This window comes from Amycolatopsis sp. cg9, assembly GCF_041346945.1.
Lineage (GTDB): Bacteria > Actinomycetota > Actinomycetes > Mycobacteriales > Pseudonocardiaceae > Amycolatopsis.
This window is the reverse complement of record NZ_CP166850.1, coordinates 9,196,883-9,212,077: the sequence shown is the minus strand read 5'-3', so window position 1 is coordinate 9,212,077 and position 15,195 is coordinate 9,196,883. Positions and strand designations below refer to the sequence as shown.

Here is a 15,195-nt window from a genome sequence, read left to right as displayed (position 1 = left end):
GCGCCCGAGCCTCAGAGGGCACTACTGCTAGTAATCGCCAGTCACGCATGTCACGTTGCCATGGCGCCTGGCTACCACTCAGTCGGCCTAGCGATGGCGGCACGACTGAGGTGCTGGCGACCCGCTCGAGACACAGGGTTCGACACACGAGCGCCAACGCGAATAGTGCACGATCGAATACGTGCACTGCCCGTCGGCTGCAGCGACGGCGGGCTGCTGACGCTCGCCCAGCAGGTGCTCGACCCTCATGACCCGTACGCGACGTTGGAGGGCGGTCTGGACGCGCAGCGACGGCTCCGTGCCCTGATGCCGCTGCTCAAGGCCGAGTACCGGCTGGTTCTCCTGCAGTACGCGCACGGCGACGGGTTCACCTGGCGAGAAGCGTCGCTGCGCGCCGGACTGCCGGCCGAGGCGGGCGAGAGCGTGCGGCGGCGGGTGAAGCGGCTTGGTCGTGAGCTCCGGGATCGCCAGCTCGGGTAGCGCCGCGCGGAGCACGCGGGTTACCGGCTGGGCGATTGTCCGGCTGGCAGGGTGTGTCCGCGGGATGTGCGGGATGGTGCGATCGGCTTCGCCGCGAGCGCGCGGGCTGCCAGTATCGAATCGGACCGACGACTGCCACCGGGCGCTCCCGGATGGATACACGCCACCAGGGGCTGACCAGGGCGTCGTCGGTCCCCGAGCTCTTACCGAGCCGGGAGGCGAAGAAACGCTGACGAGGTGACATCCGAAGATGTGCGCCTCATCAGGTCCTCCGTCCCGATACGACCAGGTCCTGCGGCTAACAGGTCCCGAATGGGTTCGGCTACACGCTCCAGGTCAGTGAAGAAGTGAGCCTGCACGTGCACCTGAGGAGGTGCGCGAGCTTGTCCATTGAATACGCGAGACGCGTTTCAAAGCATCTCGCCGCACATGGTCGGACAAGAACCGAACGATCTCGGACACCCCCGCCTCGACCTGCCCATTGGCGGGTGTTGTCGAGGTTGTCGCGCGAACAATGGACAAAAACTGGTCGCGTCGGACAGTCTCGAATCGGCGAACAATGCGATCCCTGACAACTCAGCGCCCGATCATGAGCGAAGTCGGGCATGATGTGCGTTTACGTGCGGGCACGCCCGGTGGCTCCGGGGCGCATGAGGCGAAAACGCTCCAGGTCAGAGTAACTGCAGAAGTGAGGATCCATGTCCGACGGTTCCGCCCCTACCTCGCCGGACACGCCGGCCGAGGAGAAGGCCCTCGTTCCGCTGGAGACACCCGCGATCGTCTCCCCGGTCGACAGCGCGCCGCCATACCTCAGCTCAACGCCGTACGCCCCGGCGCCGCCGGTCGCTCTGCCGGCGTCGGCCAGCCCGACGCCGGCAGGGACGCCGTTGTTCTGGCTGTTGGGGTTCCTGGCCGTGTTCGTCATCGACGCGATCCTGGTGGTCGTCCTGCTCGCCCTGCATCAGGACCTCGCGGTCGCCCTCGGCGTGCCCGGCGCCCTCACCGCCGTCGCACTTGGCGTATTGAGCGCCGTCGCCGGGCACATGGGCCGCCGCGGCTGAGAGGGGACGGGCGATGGGACGCAAGATGGCACCGATCGCGGACACCGGCCCGATCGGACAGTTCGCGCAGCGCCTGCGTGACCGCCGGGACGCGGCCGTGCCACGGCCGACCTTCCGTGAGATGGCCGAGGCGGACACCTACTACTCGCATTCTGTGTTCGCCGAGGCCTGCGCCGGGATGAAGCTGCCCACCGAGGCAGTCGTCGAGGCGTTTGTGACCGCTCTAGGCTCCGACGCCGAGGAGGTATTGCGCTGGAAGAACGACCGGCTGCAGGTCGCTCGGATGGTCGGACACCTGCGGCGCAAGCTCGGTGACGCCGACGTCGTCGTGCCGACGCACACCCCCGAGGGTAAGCCAATCAAGCCGGGCCGACTGCGCCCGGTCGAGCTTGAGCTGGCCCCACCGGATGCGTGTGTGCCCAAACCGTACGCGGCCCGGACCATCGAGGACATCATCTACGAGCTGCGGGTCCTGCGAATCGCGGTCGGGAACCCCAGCCTGCGCGTGCTGGCCATGCACATGACCAGACAGGACTTCTTCGGCGGCCTGGGCGTAAGCACGCTGAGCGACCTGTTCAGCGGCAAGCGCTCGCCCACCTCCGAGACGTTCGAGACCGCCGTCCGTGGGTTGCTCAGCTACGGCCGGAATCGAGGCCTGCTCCGTGAAACTGGGCACGAACGTCCCGCGTGGTACTCGGCGGAGCAGTGGTTAGCTGCGTGGCAGCGTGCGGAGTTCAACCGCGTCCGCCCGGACCGCATGCGCCGGACCGCCAACAACGTGTTCCTGATGAGCGAGGACCAGGACGTCAGCCCGACCATCAGCGTCTTCGCGGCGATGAAGCCGCCGGTCGCAGCCGGGCTGCTGATCGGCATGACGCCGGAGGAGTCGGCCAGGGTCTTCGAGGAGCTGCCGCCGGAGAAGAGCCGCGAGTTGATCCGCGAGATGGAGAAGCTGGCTGGCAAGGCCACCGTGGATGCCGAGGGCGCCATCACCAGCGCCGACATTAAGCGAATCGGCAACGGCTTGAATGGCGCGGGCACCGTTGTGGCGATGACCTCGCCGCGCCGACGTCCCGCCGACCATGGCTGACTCGGACAACAGTGCCAGCTTGCCGACAGCAGGCGCCGCGAGCAGTACCACGACCACCTGCACCACGGCTAGGGCCACGACCACAGGCGCGGGGTGCGGCTGTAGGGCAAGCAAGGCGTCCGGGCTGGCCACAGGTCAACCCTGACTCTCCAAACGTGCGGATTGGCTCAGATCGGCCGTGCGAATCTGATGGCTTGATCGACTGTATCTGCGCAGTTCAGAAGACGCATACGGCGGACAAGGCACGCTCCGAGTTGCCCGGGGTCCCTCGCTTCGCACGCCTTGGTAGGCATCAGGACGATCGCCGCTCACACCTTGCGCGACCGCCCGACGCGGGCCGAGGTCACCCCTGGGTAGAGGGTGAAGGACTCGGCCGAGGACCGATCTCTTGGAATCGGCCAAGTTTCTTGACGGAAAGTCCGGGCTGTTGCGTCAACGAGCCTGGTCGCCGCTCAGGTCAGGCCACTGTGGCTGGCCAGGATGCTTGTCGCTTGACAGGAACAAGCGAGTCGGGCACGACTGGAGTCTTGCATCGCCGCCAAAGACGACGCTCGGGCCGGCGTTGGGTAGTGAACTCGTCGGCGTGACGCGGCAGTGCCGACCGCGGCTGGACGGTTCCGCCCGTCGTCAGCTGGGCGTCCTGTACCCGATTGATCTCTGCCCGAATACGCGAAGATCAGCTGTCAGTTCCGTGGGGCGGCCTACAAGACCGTAAGCGACGCAGAGCGGCAACCGCACCTACCGTTCCCGCCGTCACTTCCCGTTCCAACTCCTCAACCTGCCTTTCCTCGGTCAGGAGGTCAAGCAACCGGACGGACGCGCGCCGGTCGCCGTTGTCGGTGTCGGCGCGCAATATCTGGATGGCGTCCTCAACCTGTCCCTGCTTGGCCAGCAACCCAGCCAGTTGGCGGGCGGCGTGCCGGTCGCCGTTGTCGGCGTTGGCGCGCAATATCTGGATGGCGTCCTCAACCTGTCCCTGCTTGGCCAGCAACCCAGCCAGTTGGCGGGCGGCGTGCCGGTCGCCGTTGTCGGCGTTGGCGCGCAATATCTGGATGGCGTCCTCAACCTGTCCCTGCTTGGCCAGCAACCCAGCCAGTTGGCGGGCGGCGTGCCGGTCGCCGTTGTCGGCGTTGGCGCGCAGCTCCTCTATCTGCTGAGGCTCGGCCAGCAGCCCTGCTAGCCGAGTAGCGGCGTACCCGTCGCCGTTGTCGGCGCGGACTCGCAGTTGCTCCGCTTGTCTCTGCCCGGTCAGCAGCTCAACCAATCGGGCGGCGGCGTGCCGGTCGCCGTTGTCGGCGCGGACTCGCAGTTCCTCCAACTGCTCGTGCTCGGCCAGCAAGTCGGCTAGTCGAGCGGCGGCGTGCCAATTACCGTTGTCTGCGCGGCTTCGCAGCTCTTCTATCTGTCCGTGCTCGCCCAACAGGCCAGCTAACTGGGCGGCGGCGTGCGGGTCGCCGTTATCGGCGCGGACGCGCAGTTGCTCCAGCTGTCCCTGTTTGGCCAGCAGCTCAGCCAGTTGGGCGGCGGCGGGCCGGTCGCCGTTGTCTGCTCGGGCGCGCAGTTGCTCCTCTCGCCCATACTTGGCCAGCAGCCCAGCCAACCGGGCAGCGGCGCGTCGGCCGCCGTTGTCGGCGCGGCTTTGCAGCACCTGTATGGCGTCCTCGACCTGCCCCTGCTCGGCCAGCAACTCAGCCAACTCGGCTGCGGCGTGCGGGTCGCCGTTGTCGGCGCGGCTTCGCAGCTGCTCCACCTGGCCCTGCTCAGCCAGCAGCTCCGCCAACCGGCGGAGGACGAACTGGCTGCCGCGGTCCGCGAGTTGTTGGTACAGAATGAGAGCTTCGTGGTCGCGGCCGCGGCGGTCGGCGCCGCCGGCGAGGCGGTGGGTGTCATCGGGGTGATGGTGGAGGGTCAGGGCGTGCCAAGCGGTGTCGGGAAGGGGTTCGCGACGGCGAACTCGTAGCGCGTGCTGGTGCAGGTAGTCGGCGACCTGGTAGCCGGCGATGGTGCCCATGCCGGCGGAAACGGGGATTAGGGCGGCGGTGGCGCCGTGAAGGAGCCTGGTGGCGTAGGCCAGGGCGTCCTCGAGCCAGTCCGGGGGTGCGGTGGCTACTTCCCGCTCGTTGAGGTAGCCGGGTGCGGTGTCGGTGAGGTGGTCGCGGGTGAGGGGTGCGTGGGCGCCGACACGGCGGGCGTCAAGCGCGGCGGTGATGACCGCCTTGGCGTAGGCGGGCGCCTCGTTCCAGTGGCGGATCAGTTCCGGGCCCGCGGCCATCACTTGGGTGAAGCCGGCGTCGGGGGTGTCAAGCGCGACCCGGATCCGGTGATCGGTGCCGGCGAGGTCTTCGGCGCGGCGCCGCTCGTGGGGGCTGAACGCGGAGGGCACGTGCAGCACGTCGGCCAGTCCGAGCAGGCGCCGGTCGTTGGCATACGGGTCCGGCCGGTCCTTCTCAGGCAGCGCTACGCGCTTGCGGTGCTCGCCGGGCCAGCACGTCGCGACCAGCACGAACCCGGCTGCGATCAGCTCGCGGACCTGGCCGGCCGGCACGCCTCCGGCGAAGTCGAGGTAGTCCTGCAGCTCGTCTAGCCACACCACCGTCCGCTCGGCCGGATGCGCTGCGAACTCCCGCAGTGCTTTCGCATCGCGGAGGTGCAGCAGCCACCAGTCCGGCATCACCGCCTTTACCGCCTCGAACAGGGCGCGGGTCTTTCCGACCGAGGAGTCTCCGGCCAGCAGCACGAACCCGCCCTGGTGCTGCGCCCGGGTGAGCTTCGTGCGTAGATCGGCGTCGAAGTCTCGCGGCACGTACAGCGGCAGCTCACCCTCACCTGGCCCGGGTTGCGCGTCCTCGGGCGGCAGGGTGGTCTGTATCGCGGCGTGCACCCCCAGTACCCGTGGCTGCGTGTCGCGGACCCGCACCGTCCCCGGCGGGCGCCGTTGGTGCTGGGTGGCCACTCGCTCTAGGGCCTGCAGCCACGGCCGCTGCACCTCCTTCTCGTGGATGCCGCAGGCGGCAAGGAATGTCACCACCGTCTCGGCCTCGGGCACGGACTTGGCGTTCAGCAGGTCACTGGCGGTGGACCGCGGCAGAGCCGGTCGCCGCCCGCCTCGCGCCGGCAGCCTCTTGGCGGCATCGGCCAGCGCCTGCAGTGACAGCGACCGTTCACGGCGTAGCTGGTCGAGGGCATCTGCTAGCTGGGGGAGCGTGCCGATCTCCGTCGGATCCATGCCACCCCCTGCATTCCGCTTCGCCGTCCGGAGAAGGTCGCCGGACAGCACCGGACACCGTACCCAGCTCGTGGAAACGCCGCATCCTCCCTGGCCAGGCCGCCATAGCGTGCCGACTAGTCGAACCCGTCGTCCGGGTCAGTACGGAGCCCATGCCGGACCCCGTCCCCAACTGATCGGCTCCTCCTCGAGCACGGGCAGGCCGAGCTCTCGACATCGAGGACAGGACACGATCATGTGGACGCCGTTGATCACCCTCTTTGCGCTGGTGGTGCTCACCGCCGCTGGTGCCGCCGCAGCGGTGGCACTCACGACCACCGACCACCAGCGCGCCCTGCGGGCGCTGACCGTGCTCAAGATCCTGCTCGGGGCAGTCCTCGGCAGTAGTGGTGTGCTTGCCGCGGTGATCCACCTGCATCAAGCCGGACTCTTGTGACGCAGGTCGAACCTGCGTCGCTCGCCGGTTTCGCCATCGAACCTGGGGCAGTGGCAAGACGGCCGCCACCCCAGGCCCGATGGCTCCCGCGCCCACCGTGAACGCGTGGCGGGTTCGCCGAAAAGGGCCAGATGATTTGACGTATTCGTCCGCCGGGCGCGTCAGGCTATCTGTCCTGCCGCTGGTCAACGACTTGCGTTCGGCCACCCGGCTGCCGCTTGACAGGGGTGTGTGGAGCGACAAGCTAGTTGGTCATCCGACAGTCATTCTGGTCGCTCCTGTGTCCGCGCGACAGCGAACCTGGCCTCTCGGCGGGCGATTCGAGCCGCTGCCCGCCGAGCGTGATCACGCGTAGCAACGTGTCCCGATGGAACCCTGCGACCGGGTGCTCTCGGATGATCGAACAGGTGGTCGCAGCCGGAAGGATCTCGACGCATGCCCTTCGCCATCCGCCGAGTTCTCGAACGTGATCGCGGTAACTGCAGGTAAACGACGTGACATGTGCATGTCGGCCGGCGTGGCTCCAGCCGGGCGTGCTTGACCGCCGAGGCTGGTATTAGGCCGAACGAGGATGGGGAGACGCGGTGGAAGAGCCGGATCTGACGGGGGCCATGGTCTACGAGGTCGCTGAGCGCCCCGCCATCGGCGGCGGACGCTGGTACATCCTTCCTGACGACTCGACCTATTTCATGCCCACGGCCGGCGAGCTGCGGCAGTCGTTGATCGCGGCGCACACCTTGCGTGATCGTCCCACCTGGACAGAGGTCCCGGACGCGAGCTAGCTCGGGTGGCTCGCGTTCCCGCGTTCCACCTCCGGCGGCGGCGCTCAGGACTCTTCGGTCCAAGCTCGGTAGAGGCTCAGCCTGGACGCCTTCTACCAGCGTCGCGGTTCAGGTGTGGTCGAGGTCGTCGAGTTGGTGTTGGACGCGCTCGGCGTCGGCGTCGCGGCCTTGGTCCCGGTACAGCTGCAGGGCCTCCCGCCACACCGTGCGGGCCTGCTCGTGCCGGCCGAGCGCGGCGTGGGAATGGCCCACGCTCTCGAGGTTGCCGGCGACTCGGGAGGCGTAGCCGAGGTCGCGGTTCAGGGTGAGGGCGTGGTGATATTGGTCGAGGGCCTGGTGGTGGTCGCCGGTGTGGTGGGCGATGTAAGCCAGGCTGTCCAGGGTATCCGCCTCGCCGTTGGGATCGTGGTGGTGTCGGTGCAGGGTGAGGGCGGCCTGGCAGTGCTCGCGGGCCGTATCGAACCGGCCCAGACGCGCGGCGAGCCAGCCCGCTGCGTTGAGCGCGTAGGCTTCCCACACCGGCTGGTCGAGGGCACGGTAGAAGTCGAGGGCGTGGTGGGCGTGTTCCAGGGCCTGTCGGTCGTCCCCCCGTCGTTCCCAGGTTATCGCGAGTATCCGGTGGGTGTGGGCCTGTTCGTTGGGGTCGTGGTGGCGCAGGGCCAGTTCCAGGGCCTGCGCCAGGTGGGTGGTGGCCTGTTCGTGCAGGCCCAGCAGGGAGCAGGCACGGCCGAGGTTCCGGTGGGTGCGGCTGCGGATGGTGGGGTCGGGGAGGTGGTCGGTGGCGTCCAGTGCGGCCTGCCACGTGGTGACCGCGTCGTGCCGGTGTCCTCGCCGCTGGTGGAAGGTGTCCAGGTTCCAGGCCAGGTGCCAGACGGTGTGGTGGTGGCCGAGAGTGGCGGCGGTGCGCTGGGTGGCCAGCAGGGTGGCGTGCTCGGCGTCCAGCCAGACTAGTGCCGCGGTGGTGTCGGGCAGCGGGTGCGGGTGCACGCCGGGCGCGGGCGCCCCAATCCGCACGAGCGCGCGATGGGGGTCCAGGAGGCGGTCGGCGGCGTGGGCGGTGTGCAGGTGGAAGTCCCCTACCCGGGTCAGGGCTGCTTCCCGCGCCTGCTCGGGCAGGGTGGTGTGGGCGGTGTCCGTGGCGTAGCGGCGGATCAGGTCGTGCATGGCGTAGCGGCCGCCCTGCCGCCGTTCCAGTAGGGAGGCGTTTTCCAGCCCGCTCAGGGTCCGGCGGGCGAGGGGGTCGGGTAGGCCGGTGAGGGCGGCGGTGGCGGGTGGGGTGGTGTCGGGGCCGGGGGCGATGCCCAGCAGCGCGAACACGGTGCGCTGGGTGTCGGTGAGGTAGCGCAGGGACCAGGACAGCACGGTGGGCAGGCTGGCGGCCGGGTCGGTGTCGTGGTCGAGCGCCTCCAGGCCGAGGTCGCGCAGTTCGGCGGCGGCCTCGGCCAACGCGACGTCGGGGCGGGTGCCGGCGGTGCGCGCGGTGATCGACAACGCCAGCGGGTGGCCCCCGCACAGCTTGATCAGCTCGTCCACTGCCTCGGGTTCGGCGGCGACGCGGTCGGCGCCCAGGCGGGCGGCCAGCAGGCCGTGGGCCTCCTCGGGGGTCAGGACGTCCAGGGAGAGGTGGCGGGCGCCGTGCCGGTCGATCAGTGAGGCCAGCCGGTGCCGGCTGGTGACCAGCACGGTGCAGGACGGCGAGCCGGGCAGCAGGGGTGCGACCTGGTCGCTGGTGGCGGCGTTGTCCAGCACGATGAGCATCCGCCGTCCGGCCACCTTGCTGCGGTAGAGCGCGGCCTGGGCGTCGAGGTCGATGGGGATGCGGTGCGCGGGTTCCTCGACGCCCAGGGCGTCGAGGAACCCGCGCACCGCCGTCGTCGGGTGCACCGGTTCGCCGGTGGGGCTGAAGCCGTGCAGGTCGACGAACAGCTGCCCGTCGGGAAACCGCTCCAGGTGCCGGTGTGCCCAGGTCAGGGCGAGCCAGGTTTTGCCGATGCCGCCGGTGCCGCCGATCGCGGAGATCACCGCCGTCGGGCCGCCGCCCGGACCGGCTCCGGGCGAGGAGCCCTCGGGCGTGGTGAGGGCGCGGTCGAGCTCCGCCAGCTGGTCGGCGCGGCCGACGAACCGCGCCGGCGGCGCGAGCAGTTGTTGCGGGATCGCGCCTGGCGACGGGGTCGGCCGTGTGGTGTGGCGGGCGAGAAGTTCGAAGGCGAACGCGGCGGCGTGGCAGGATGCGGTGGGCTGCCAGTGTGCGTCGGCGGTCTCGGTTTTGCCCGAAAGCAGATCGGAGATGCCGCGCACGACCAGGGCTTGGACAGTGTCGTTGACGTAGGCGCCGTGCAGGAACCCGTAGCCCTCCATCTCCACCGCGGCGGCGTCCCCGCAGTAGGTGGCCAGGTAGCGGGCGGTGGCGGCGTTCTGGTCGGCGATCACTTTGCTGCCCGCGGCGATCGGCTTGATCACCGCCTTCGGCAGCGGTTGTGGGGTGGTGGGCAGGATGCGGTGCTGCCAGGCATCGTCCCGGGCCAGGGCTTTCGCGCGTGCGATCAGCCGGTGCGCCGGCGCCTTGGTCTTGATGCGGGGAAGGAATTCGCTGGCGGTGTCCTTTCCGGACTCGTAATCGTAGATCTCGTCGGCGACCACGACGTCCCCGGGGTCGACGTCTTTGCGGCCGCCGGCCACGCCGACGAACAGGACGATCTGCGGGTGGAACACCGAGATCGCGCGTTCGAGTTCGATCCCGGCCTGGGTGTTTCCGGCTCCGGTCTGCGCGAGTGCGACGACCCAGCGTCCGTGGCCGGTTGCGAAGGTGCCGACCTGGTAGAGGGTGCCGTTCTTCTCGCGTTCGTCGAGGGGGCCGTCCAGGTGCTCGCGGACTGCGCGGTACTCGACGTCCAGGGCAGTGCAGATCACCGCGGTGCCCAGCACGGTGTCGTTGCTGGTGGTCATGGCATCCTCCGCGTGCTCGTGCCGGTGGTTGAGCGAGTGCGCAGTGCTGGTGTCGGGTTATGGGGTTTTCGGGTGGCGTTCGCGTTGCAGGGCGGGGTGCAGCCGGGTGGCCGGTCCGGCGCGGAACAGTGCGGCCGGTCGGCCGCCGTCGGTGGCGGTCTTTTTGCCGGTCGGGATGAGGAAGTCCTCGGCGCGGGTGACCTTGCGGTGGAAGTTCGAGGGATCCAGCCTGGTGCCCCAGATGACCTCGTAGACCGTGCGGAGTTCGGCGATGGTGAATTCCGGTGGGCAGAACGTGGTGGCCACAGTCGTGTCGGAGAGGCTGTCGCGGGCGTGCTCGACGGCGTCGCCGAGCATCTGGTGGTGATCGAACGCCAGCTCGTCCGGCTGGGCCAGCAACTCCTCGGCGGGCCGCCAGGTCGCGGTCGCGGCGCCGCCACCGGCGGCAGGCAGGGGAAGGTCGGGCAGCAACGCGACGTAGAGGACGGACACGATCCGGCCGCGGGGATCGCGGCCGGGGTCGCTGTAGGCGTGCAGCTGGCGGATGTGCAGGTGCGTGACATCCAGGCCGGTCTCCTGGGTCAGCTTGCGGTGAGCGGCATCGTCCAGCGTCTCCCCGGCCAGCAGGAAACCGCCCGGAAGGGCGGCTACTCCCTGGTGAGGCGGGGTGGCGCGCTCGATGACCAAGGCCTGCAGTGTCTGCTCGCGGACCGTGAGAATCGCCAAGTCGACCGCGACCGCGCACAGGGGCAGCTCCTGGATCCTCATGGCCAACACCCTACCTTCTTGTCTCATTGACCAGAAGTGGTCTCGGCGTTACCGTTCGAGGGACAGCAATGAATTGTCAGTATGACCAAAAGTGATCGCTCTGTGATGGAAGCACTGCCGAACAGGCCGAAGCCAGCAGCAGAGCACCTCGGTCGGGAGGAGCGGACGAATGAAGGTTCTGTGCTCGATACGCACCTTGTTCCTGCTTGCGGTCTGGGCAGGCGGAATCGGCATGATCCTCGGCGTGATCCTGATCCAGTCGGTAACGCCGTCTCTTCACCGCGCCGGCACTACCGCGTACATCGGCGACGCACCCCCGGCCGAGACGATCAGCCCCTCCGCTTCTGCTGGGATCACATTTGCTGAGACAAACCAGGAGCGGCGAACTCGATGAGACTGATGCCGCGCAGTCAGGAGGCGTGGTCCCGCATCACCTTCGCTGAGGCAGGACAGCAACATGTACGAGGCAGCGGAGGGGGCGTCGCTCGGCGGTGGACGCTGGCGCGCGTTGCCCGACGGCAGGACCTACTTCACGCCGACGGACGGGGAGCTGAGCCAGTCGCTGAACCCGGCACATATGCTTTGGGACCGATCTTCCTGGATCGAGATCGCTGGCGGCTGACGCGCTCGCGGCAGTCCGGTTCGCTCACGTGCGGTCGGTTAGCGGACGTCGCCGTCGGCGTGGTCCCGGCAGAGGCGTCGGCGGGCAGCGGCACGAGCGGGCGGGTCGACCGAGCTGCATCCGATTGGCCCCGCAGCGCCCGAGAGGAGCACCGTGCCACGACCAATGACCAGCTCACCTGCACCCGAGCCGTACGCGCGACGCCTGCTGACCGAGCTGACCGACATCCACGCCGCCTTCGCCGAGATCCTGTCGGCCTCCGAGATCATCAACGTCGATCCGAATCGCCCTGGCAGCGGCGTGCTGTTCATCGGCCACCCGACCTGGGGATGGGCACCGAGCCCAGATGTTCTCGAGGCCGATCGGATGTCGTTGCTGCGCCGAGTCCGTGACTGGGAGCCGCGATTCCGGCTGCTCTTTCCCCACCCGACCCCCATCGTCCGGGAGCGGCTGGACTCAAACTTCCAACTTTTGGAATCCTGGCTGGTCAGGACAAGCGGCGCGCACGACGTCCCGCCGACCCTGAACGAGGCTGTCCGCCAGCTGGCGAAGACAGTGGACGGTCTCGGTGGCCTGACCAACCTTCTTCCCGCCGACGAGTACACGACCCGGCTCACCGTCGACACCAACACCCTCATCGACAACCCGGACCTGGCCGTACACGTCAGCACGCTCGGCGCCAAGTACATGGTCCACCTGCTCCCGGTCGTCCTCCGCGAGATCGACGACCTCAAGCGTGGCGGCAGGACGCAAGACCTACGCGAGGCAGCCAAGCGTGCCGAACGACGGCTCAAAGGCCTGCGCAACAACGGAAACGTTCAGAGCGGTGTACGTGTTGCCGGCGAGGTGTGGGCGGTGTTCGAGCACATCGAGCCGAAGAACGATCGACTTCCCTCCTGGCTGGACCTGAGCGTGCCCGACGACCGGTTCGTTGCTTCCACTCTCCTGCTGCAGTCCGATCATCCAGGATCGGCGGTCTACGTCGCCACCGGCGACATCAACTTGCAGACCAAGCTCGCCGCCGTCGGCCTGCCGTACGTCGAACTGCCCTGACCGGGGTTGAGTCGCATTGGCCGACGGCCGGGTGCTGTCGAGGTGCCGCGGCGGTCGCCCCGGCGGGTGCGGGGACCGGGTGGCTACTTCGCGCCTCTCGCGGACGGTGGCTGGACAGCGTTCTTCTGCTTTTCGTCCGCGGCCCGGCCGGGCTCGCCGAACACCGCCTGGTCGTGCTGGCGGCACAGAAGGCGGACACGGTGCCGTCGCCGGCGTCCGGGCAGACGTTCCCCGGCCACCGCCGGACGTCCGCACATCCAACAGAAGCCACTCGCGGCGGGTACTCGCTGAACCCCCACCTCGCGAGGCGCGGTCGCGCTCATGATCGACATCGTCGCGGCGATCGGGTCGGCCACGCGACAGTTGTCACCCGATCGAGCACCGCGCCCGGAACTTTCTACCCCCATCGCGCTGGCGACACGTGCTCGTGAATCTGCTCCCTGGCACTCGCGGCGCCAGTAGCGTTGGCGGCCTTATTGGTCTGTCGGATGGGCGAGATCCGCGCTGCAGCTGTCAATCCGAGTGAGGCGGAACCTGAGACCGCAGGTGACGCAGAGCGGCGACTGCACCTGACGTTCCTGCCGCCAATTCTCTTTCCAGTTCCGCAACCTGTCCCTCGTCGGCTAGCAGCTTAGTCAAACGGTTGGCGGCAAAGCTGTCGCCGTTGTCGGCGCGGGCGCGCAGTTGCTCGACCTGTCCCTGCGATGCCAGCAGCTCAGCCAACCGGATGGCAGCGGTCCCGTCGTCGTTGTCGGCGCGGGCGCGCAGCGGCCGGATGGCGTCGTCGATCTGTCCCTGCCCGGCCAGCAGTTCAGCCAACGGGATGGCAGCGGTCGCGTCGTCGTTGTCGGCGCGGGCGCGCAGCAGCCGGATGGCGTCGTCGATCTGTCCCCGTTCGGCCAGCAGCGCAGCCAACCGCACGGCGGCAAAGCTGTCGTCGTTGTCGGTGCGGGCGCGCAGCAGCCGGATGGCGTCGTCGACCTGCCCCTGCTCGGCCAACTGGGCGGCAGCACGCGCGTCGCCGTGCTCGGCGCGGGCGCGCAGCTCGTCTACTTGCCCCTGCTCGGCCAGCAGCATAGCCAACCGGCCAGCGGCAAACCTGTCGCCGTTGTCGGCGCGGGCGCGCAGCTGCTCGACCTGCCCCAGCTCAGCGAGCAGCCCGGCCAACCGATAGGCGGCGACCATGCCACCCCTGTCGGCAAGCTGCTGGTTCAGAGTGAGCGCTTCGTGATCGCGGCCGCGGCGTTGGGCGTTGCTGGCGAGGCGTGAGGTGTCATCGGAGTGGTGGTGGCAGACCAACGCGCGCCAGACGGCGTCGGGAAGATGCTCGGTACGGCGGACATGCAGGGCGTGCTGGTGCAGGTAGTCGGCGACGTGGTAGCCGGCGATGCTTCCCATGCCGGCGGCGACCGGGGTGAGGGTGGCGGTGGCGCCGTGTAGCAATCTAGTGGCGTAGTTCAGGGCAACGTCGAGCCAGTCCGAGGGAGCGGTGGCTATTTCGCGCTCGTTCAGGTAGCCGGGTGCGGCGTCGGCGAGGTAGTCGCGGGTCAGGGGCGCGTGGGCGCCGACACGGCGGGCGTCAAGTGCGGCGGTGATGACCGCCTTGGCATAGGCGGGCGCCTGTTCCCAATGGCGGATCAGTTCCGGGCCCGCAGCCATCACCTGGGTGAAACCGGCGTCGGGGGTGTCGAGCGCGACTCGGATCCGGCGATCGGTGCCGGCGAGTTCCTCGGCGCGGCGCCGCTCGTGGGTGCTGAACTGGCCTGGCACATGCAGCACGTCGGCCAGGTCGAGCAGGCGCCGGTCGTTGGCATACGAGTCGTCCGGTCGACCGTCCTCGGGCAGCGCCACTCGCTTGCTGTACTCGCCGGGCCAGCACGTCGCGACCAGCACCACCCCGGCCGCGATCAGCTCACGGACCTGGCCTGCCAGCACGCCCCCGGCAAAGTCGAGGTAGTCCTGCAGCTCGTCCAGCCACACCACCGTCCGCCCGGCCGGATGCGCGGTGAACTCCCGCAGCAGCTCGGCGTCGCGGGGGTGCAGCAACCACCAGTCCGGCAGCACCGCCTGCACGGCCTCGAACAGGGCGCGGGTCTTCCCGACCGAGGAGTCCCCGGCCAGCAGCACGAACCCGCCCTGCTGCCCGGCCAGGGTGAGTTTCGTGCGCAGGTCGGCGTCGAAGTCCCGAGGCACATACAGCGGCAGCTCACCTTCACCCGGCCCGGACTGCGCGTGCTCGGGCGGCCCGGCGGTCTGGATCGCGGCATGAACGCCCAGCACCCGGGGCCGCGCGTCGCGGACCCGCACCGCGCCCGGCGGGCGCCGCTGGTGCTGGGTGGCCACCCGCTCCAGCGCCTGCAGCCACGGCCGCTGCGACTCCTGGTCGTGGAGGCCGCAAGCGGCCAGGAACGTCGCCATCGTGTCGGCCTCGGGCACGGACTTGGCGTTGAGCAGGTGGCTGGTGGTCGACCGCGGCAGAGCCGGGCGCCGCCCGCCTCGCGCCGGCAGCTTCGTGGCGGCATCGGCCAGACCCTGCAGCGAGAGTGATCGCTCCTGTCGCAGCTGATCGAGGGCATCAGCCAGCTGGGACAGCGTGCTGATCGCCGCCGGATCCATGCCCACCATCCCCGGTGCGTCTCTGTCGCCGTCCGGCGACGGTCACCGGACAGTGCCGGACACCGTACTCCCGCCACCAGCGTTCCCAGATTTTTCCTGGTCAGCCCGCCACAGC

General features: G+C 69.1%; 12 protein-coding genes. 8 read left to right on the top strand and 4 right to left on the bottom strand.

Annotated features, from left to right (window positions below; genetic code table 11):
- Positions 1-165 precede the first annotated feature (165 nt).
- The 3 genes from AB5J73_RS42225 to AB5J73_RS42215 all read left to right on the top strand — a co-directional run bounded on the left by AB5J73_RS42225 (position 166) and on the right by AB5J73_RS42215 (position 2,631).
- Entirely contained in the window at positions 166-480 is a 315-nt protein-coding gene (locus AB5J73_RS42225) for a hypothetical protein (protein ID WP_370964748.1), read from the top strand.
- Positions 481-1,178: 698 nt separating this feature from the next.
- A complete protein-coding gene (locus AB5J73_RS42220) occupies positions 1,179-1,541 on the top strand; it encodes a hypothetical protein (RefSeq protein WP_370964746.1) in 363 nt (120 codons plus the stop codon).
- Positions 1,542-1,554: 13 nt separating this feature from the next.
- Entirely contained in the window at positions 1,555-2,631 is a 1,077-nt protein-coding gene (locus tag AB5J73_RS42215) for a hypothetical protein (RefSeq protein ID WP_370964744.1), read from the top strand.
- 676 nt (positions 2,632-3,307) lie between these two features.
- On the opposite strand, the gene AB5J73_RS42210 is transcribed toward AB5J73_RS42215, so the two are convergent.
- On the bottom strand, positions 3,308-5,857 hold the full coding sequence (locus tag AB5J73_RS42210) for a hypothetical protein (RefSeq protein ID WP_370964742.1): 2,550 nt from the start codon (positions 5,855-5,857) through the stop codon (positions 3,308-3,310).
- 235 nt (positions 5,858-6,092) lie between these two features.
- On the opposite strand from AB5J73_RS42210, the gene AB5J73_RS42205 reads away from it, so the two are divergent.
- Together AB5J73_RS42205 and AB5J73_RS42200 are read left to right on the top strand one after the other, a co-directional pair.
- Positions 6,093-6,293, top strand: a complete 201-nt coding sequence (locus AB5J73_RS42205; protein ID WP_370964740.1) for a hypothetical protein — start codon at positions 6,093-6,095, stop codon at positions 6,291-6,293.
- Positions 6,294-6,877: 584 nt separating this feature from the next.
- The gene (locus AB5J73_RS42200; protein WP_370964738.1) at positions 6,878-7,075 is read left to right on the top strand and encodes a hypothetical protein; all 198 of its coding nucleotides are present in this window, start codon (positions 6,878-6,880) and stop codon (positions 7,073-7,075) included.
- 108 nt (positions 7,076-7,183) lie between these two features.
- Here AB5J73_RS42200 and AB5J73_RS42195 read toward each other — a convergent pair whose 3' ends face one another.
- Complete coding sequence (locus tag AB5J73_RS42195) at positions 7,184-10,021, bottom strand: tetratricopeptide repeat protein (RefSeq protein ID WP_370964736.1); 2,838 nt, start codon at positions 10,019-10,021, stop codon at positions 7,184-7,186.
- A gap of 57 nt (positions 10,022-10,078) precedes the next feature.
- The gene (locus AB5J73_RS42190; RefSeq protein ID WP_370964734.1) at positions 10,079-10,789 is read right to left on the bottom strand and encodes an NUDIX domain-containing protein; all 711 of its coding nucleotides are present in this window, start codon (positions 10,787-10,789) and stop codon (positions 10,079-10,081) included.
- A 169-nt stretch (positions 10,790-10,958) separates the two neighbouring features.
- Here AB5J73_RS42190 and AB5J73_RS42185 point away from each other — a divergent pair, with 169 nt between their 5' ends.
- From AB5J73_RS42185 to AB5J73_RS42175, 3 genes are all read left to right on the top strand, one after another.
- On the top strand, positions 10,959-11,183 hold the full coding sequence (locus tag AB5J73_RS42185; protein ID WP_370964732.1) for a hypothetical protein: 225 nt from the start codon (positions 10,959-10,961) through the stop codon (positions 11,181-11,183).
- A gap of 63 nt (positions 11,184-11,246) precedes the next feature.
- Positions 11,247-11,411 carry a hypothetical protein gene (locus tag AB5J73_RS42180; protein ID WP_370964730.1) on the top strand — a complete coding sequence of 55 codons (165 nt, stop codon included), beginning with the start codon at positions 11,247-11,249 and terminating at the stop codon, positions 11,409-11,411.
- Positions 11,412-11,576: 165 nt separating this feature from the next.
- Positions 11,577-12,464: a PIN domain-containing protein gene (locus AB5J73_RS42175; RefSeq protein WP_370964728.1), complete on the top strand. Its 888-nt coding sequence runs from the start codon at positions 11,577-11,579 to the stop codon at positions 12,462-12,464.
- Between the two features lie 513 nt (positions 12,465-12,977).
- Here the strand turns inward: AB5J73_RS42175 and AB5J73_RS42170 are convergent.
- Positions 12,978-15,080 carry a hypothetical protein gene (locus tag AB5J73_RS42170; RefSeq protein WP_370964726.1) on the bottom strand — a complete coding sequence of 701 codons (2,103 nt, stop codon included), beginning with the start codon at positions 15,078-15,080 and terminating at the stop codon, positions 12,978-12,980.
- Positions 15,081-15,195: the final 115 nt, after the last annotated feature.

Excerpts from the sequence above, each read along its gene's own strand:
- AB5J73_RS42220 (WP_370964746.1), top strand. The coding sequence starts at position 1,179 with ATGTCCGACGGTTCCGCCCCTACCTCGCCGGACACGCCGGCCGAGGAG.
- AB5J73_RS42215 (WP_370964744.1), top strand. The coding sequence starts at position 1,555 with ATGGGACGCAAGATGGCACCGATCGCGGACACCGGCCCGATCGGACAG.
- AB5J73_RS42210 (WP_370964742.1), bottom strand. The coding sequence starts at position 5,857 with ATGGATCCGACGGAGATCGGCACGCTCCCCCAGCTAGCAGATGCCCTC.
- AB5J73_RS42205 (WP_370964740.1), top strand. The coding sequence starts at position 6,093 with ATGTGGACGCCGTTGATCACCCTCTTTGCGCTGGTGGTGCTCACCGCC.
- AB5J73_RS42195 (WP_370964736.1), bottom strand. The coding sequence starts at position 10,021 with ATGACCACCAGCAACGACACCGTGCTGGGCACCGCGGTGATCTGCACT.
- AB5J73_RS42190 (WP_370964734.1), bottom strand. The coding sequence starts at position 10,789 with ATGAGGATCCAGGAGCTGCCCCTGTGCGCGGTCGCGGTCGACTTGGCG.
- AB5J73_RS42185 (WP_370964732.1), top strand. The coding sequence starts at position 10,959 with ATGAAGGTTCTGTGCTCGATACGCACCTTGTTCCTGCTTGCGGTCTGG.
- AB5J73_RS42180 (WP_370964730.1), top strand. The coding sequence starts at position 11,247 with ATGTACGAGGCAGCGGAGGGGGCGTCGCTCGGCGGTGGACGCTGGCGC.
- AB5J73_RS42175 (WP_370964728.1), top strand. The coding sequence starts at position 11,577 with ATGACCAGCTCACCTGCACCCGAGCCGTACGCGCGACGCCTGCTGACC.
- AB5J73_RS42170 (WP_370964726.1), bottom strand. The coding sequence starts at position 15,080 with ATGGATCCGGCGGCGATCAGCACGCTGTCCCAGCTGGCTGATGCCCTC.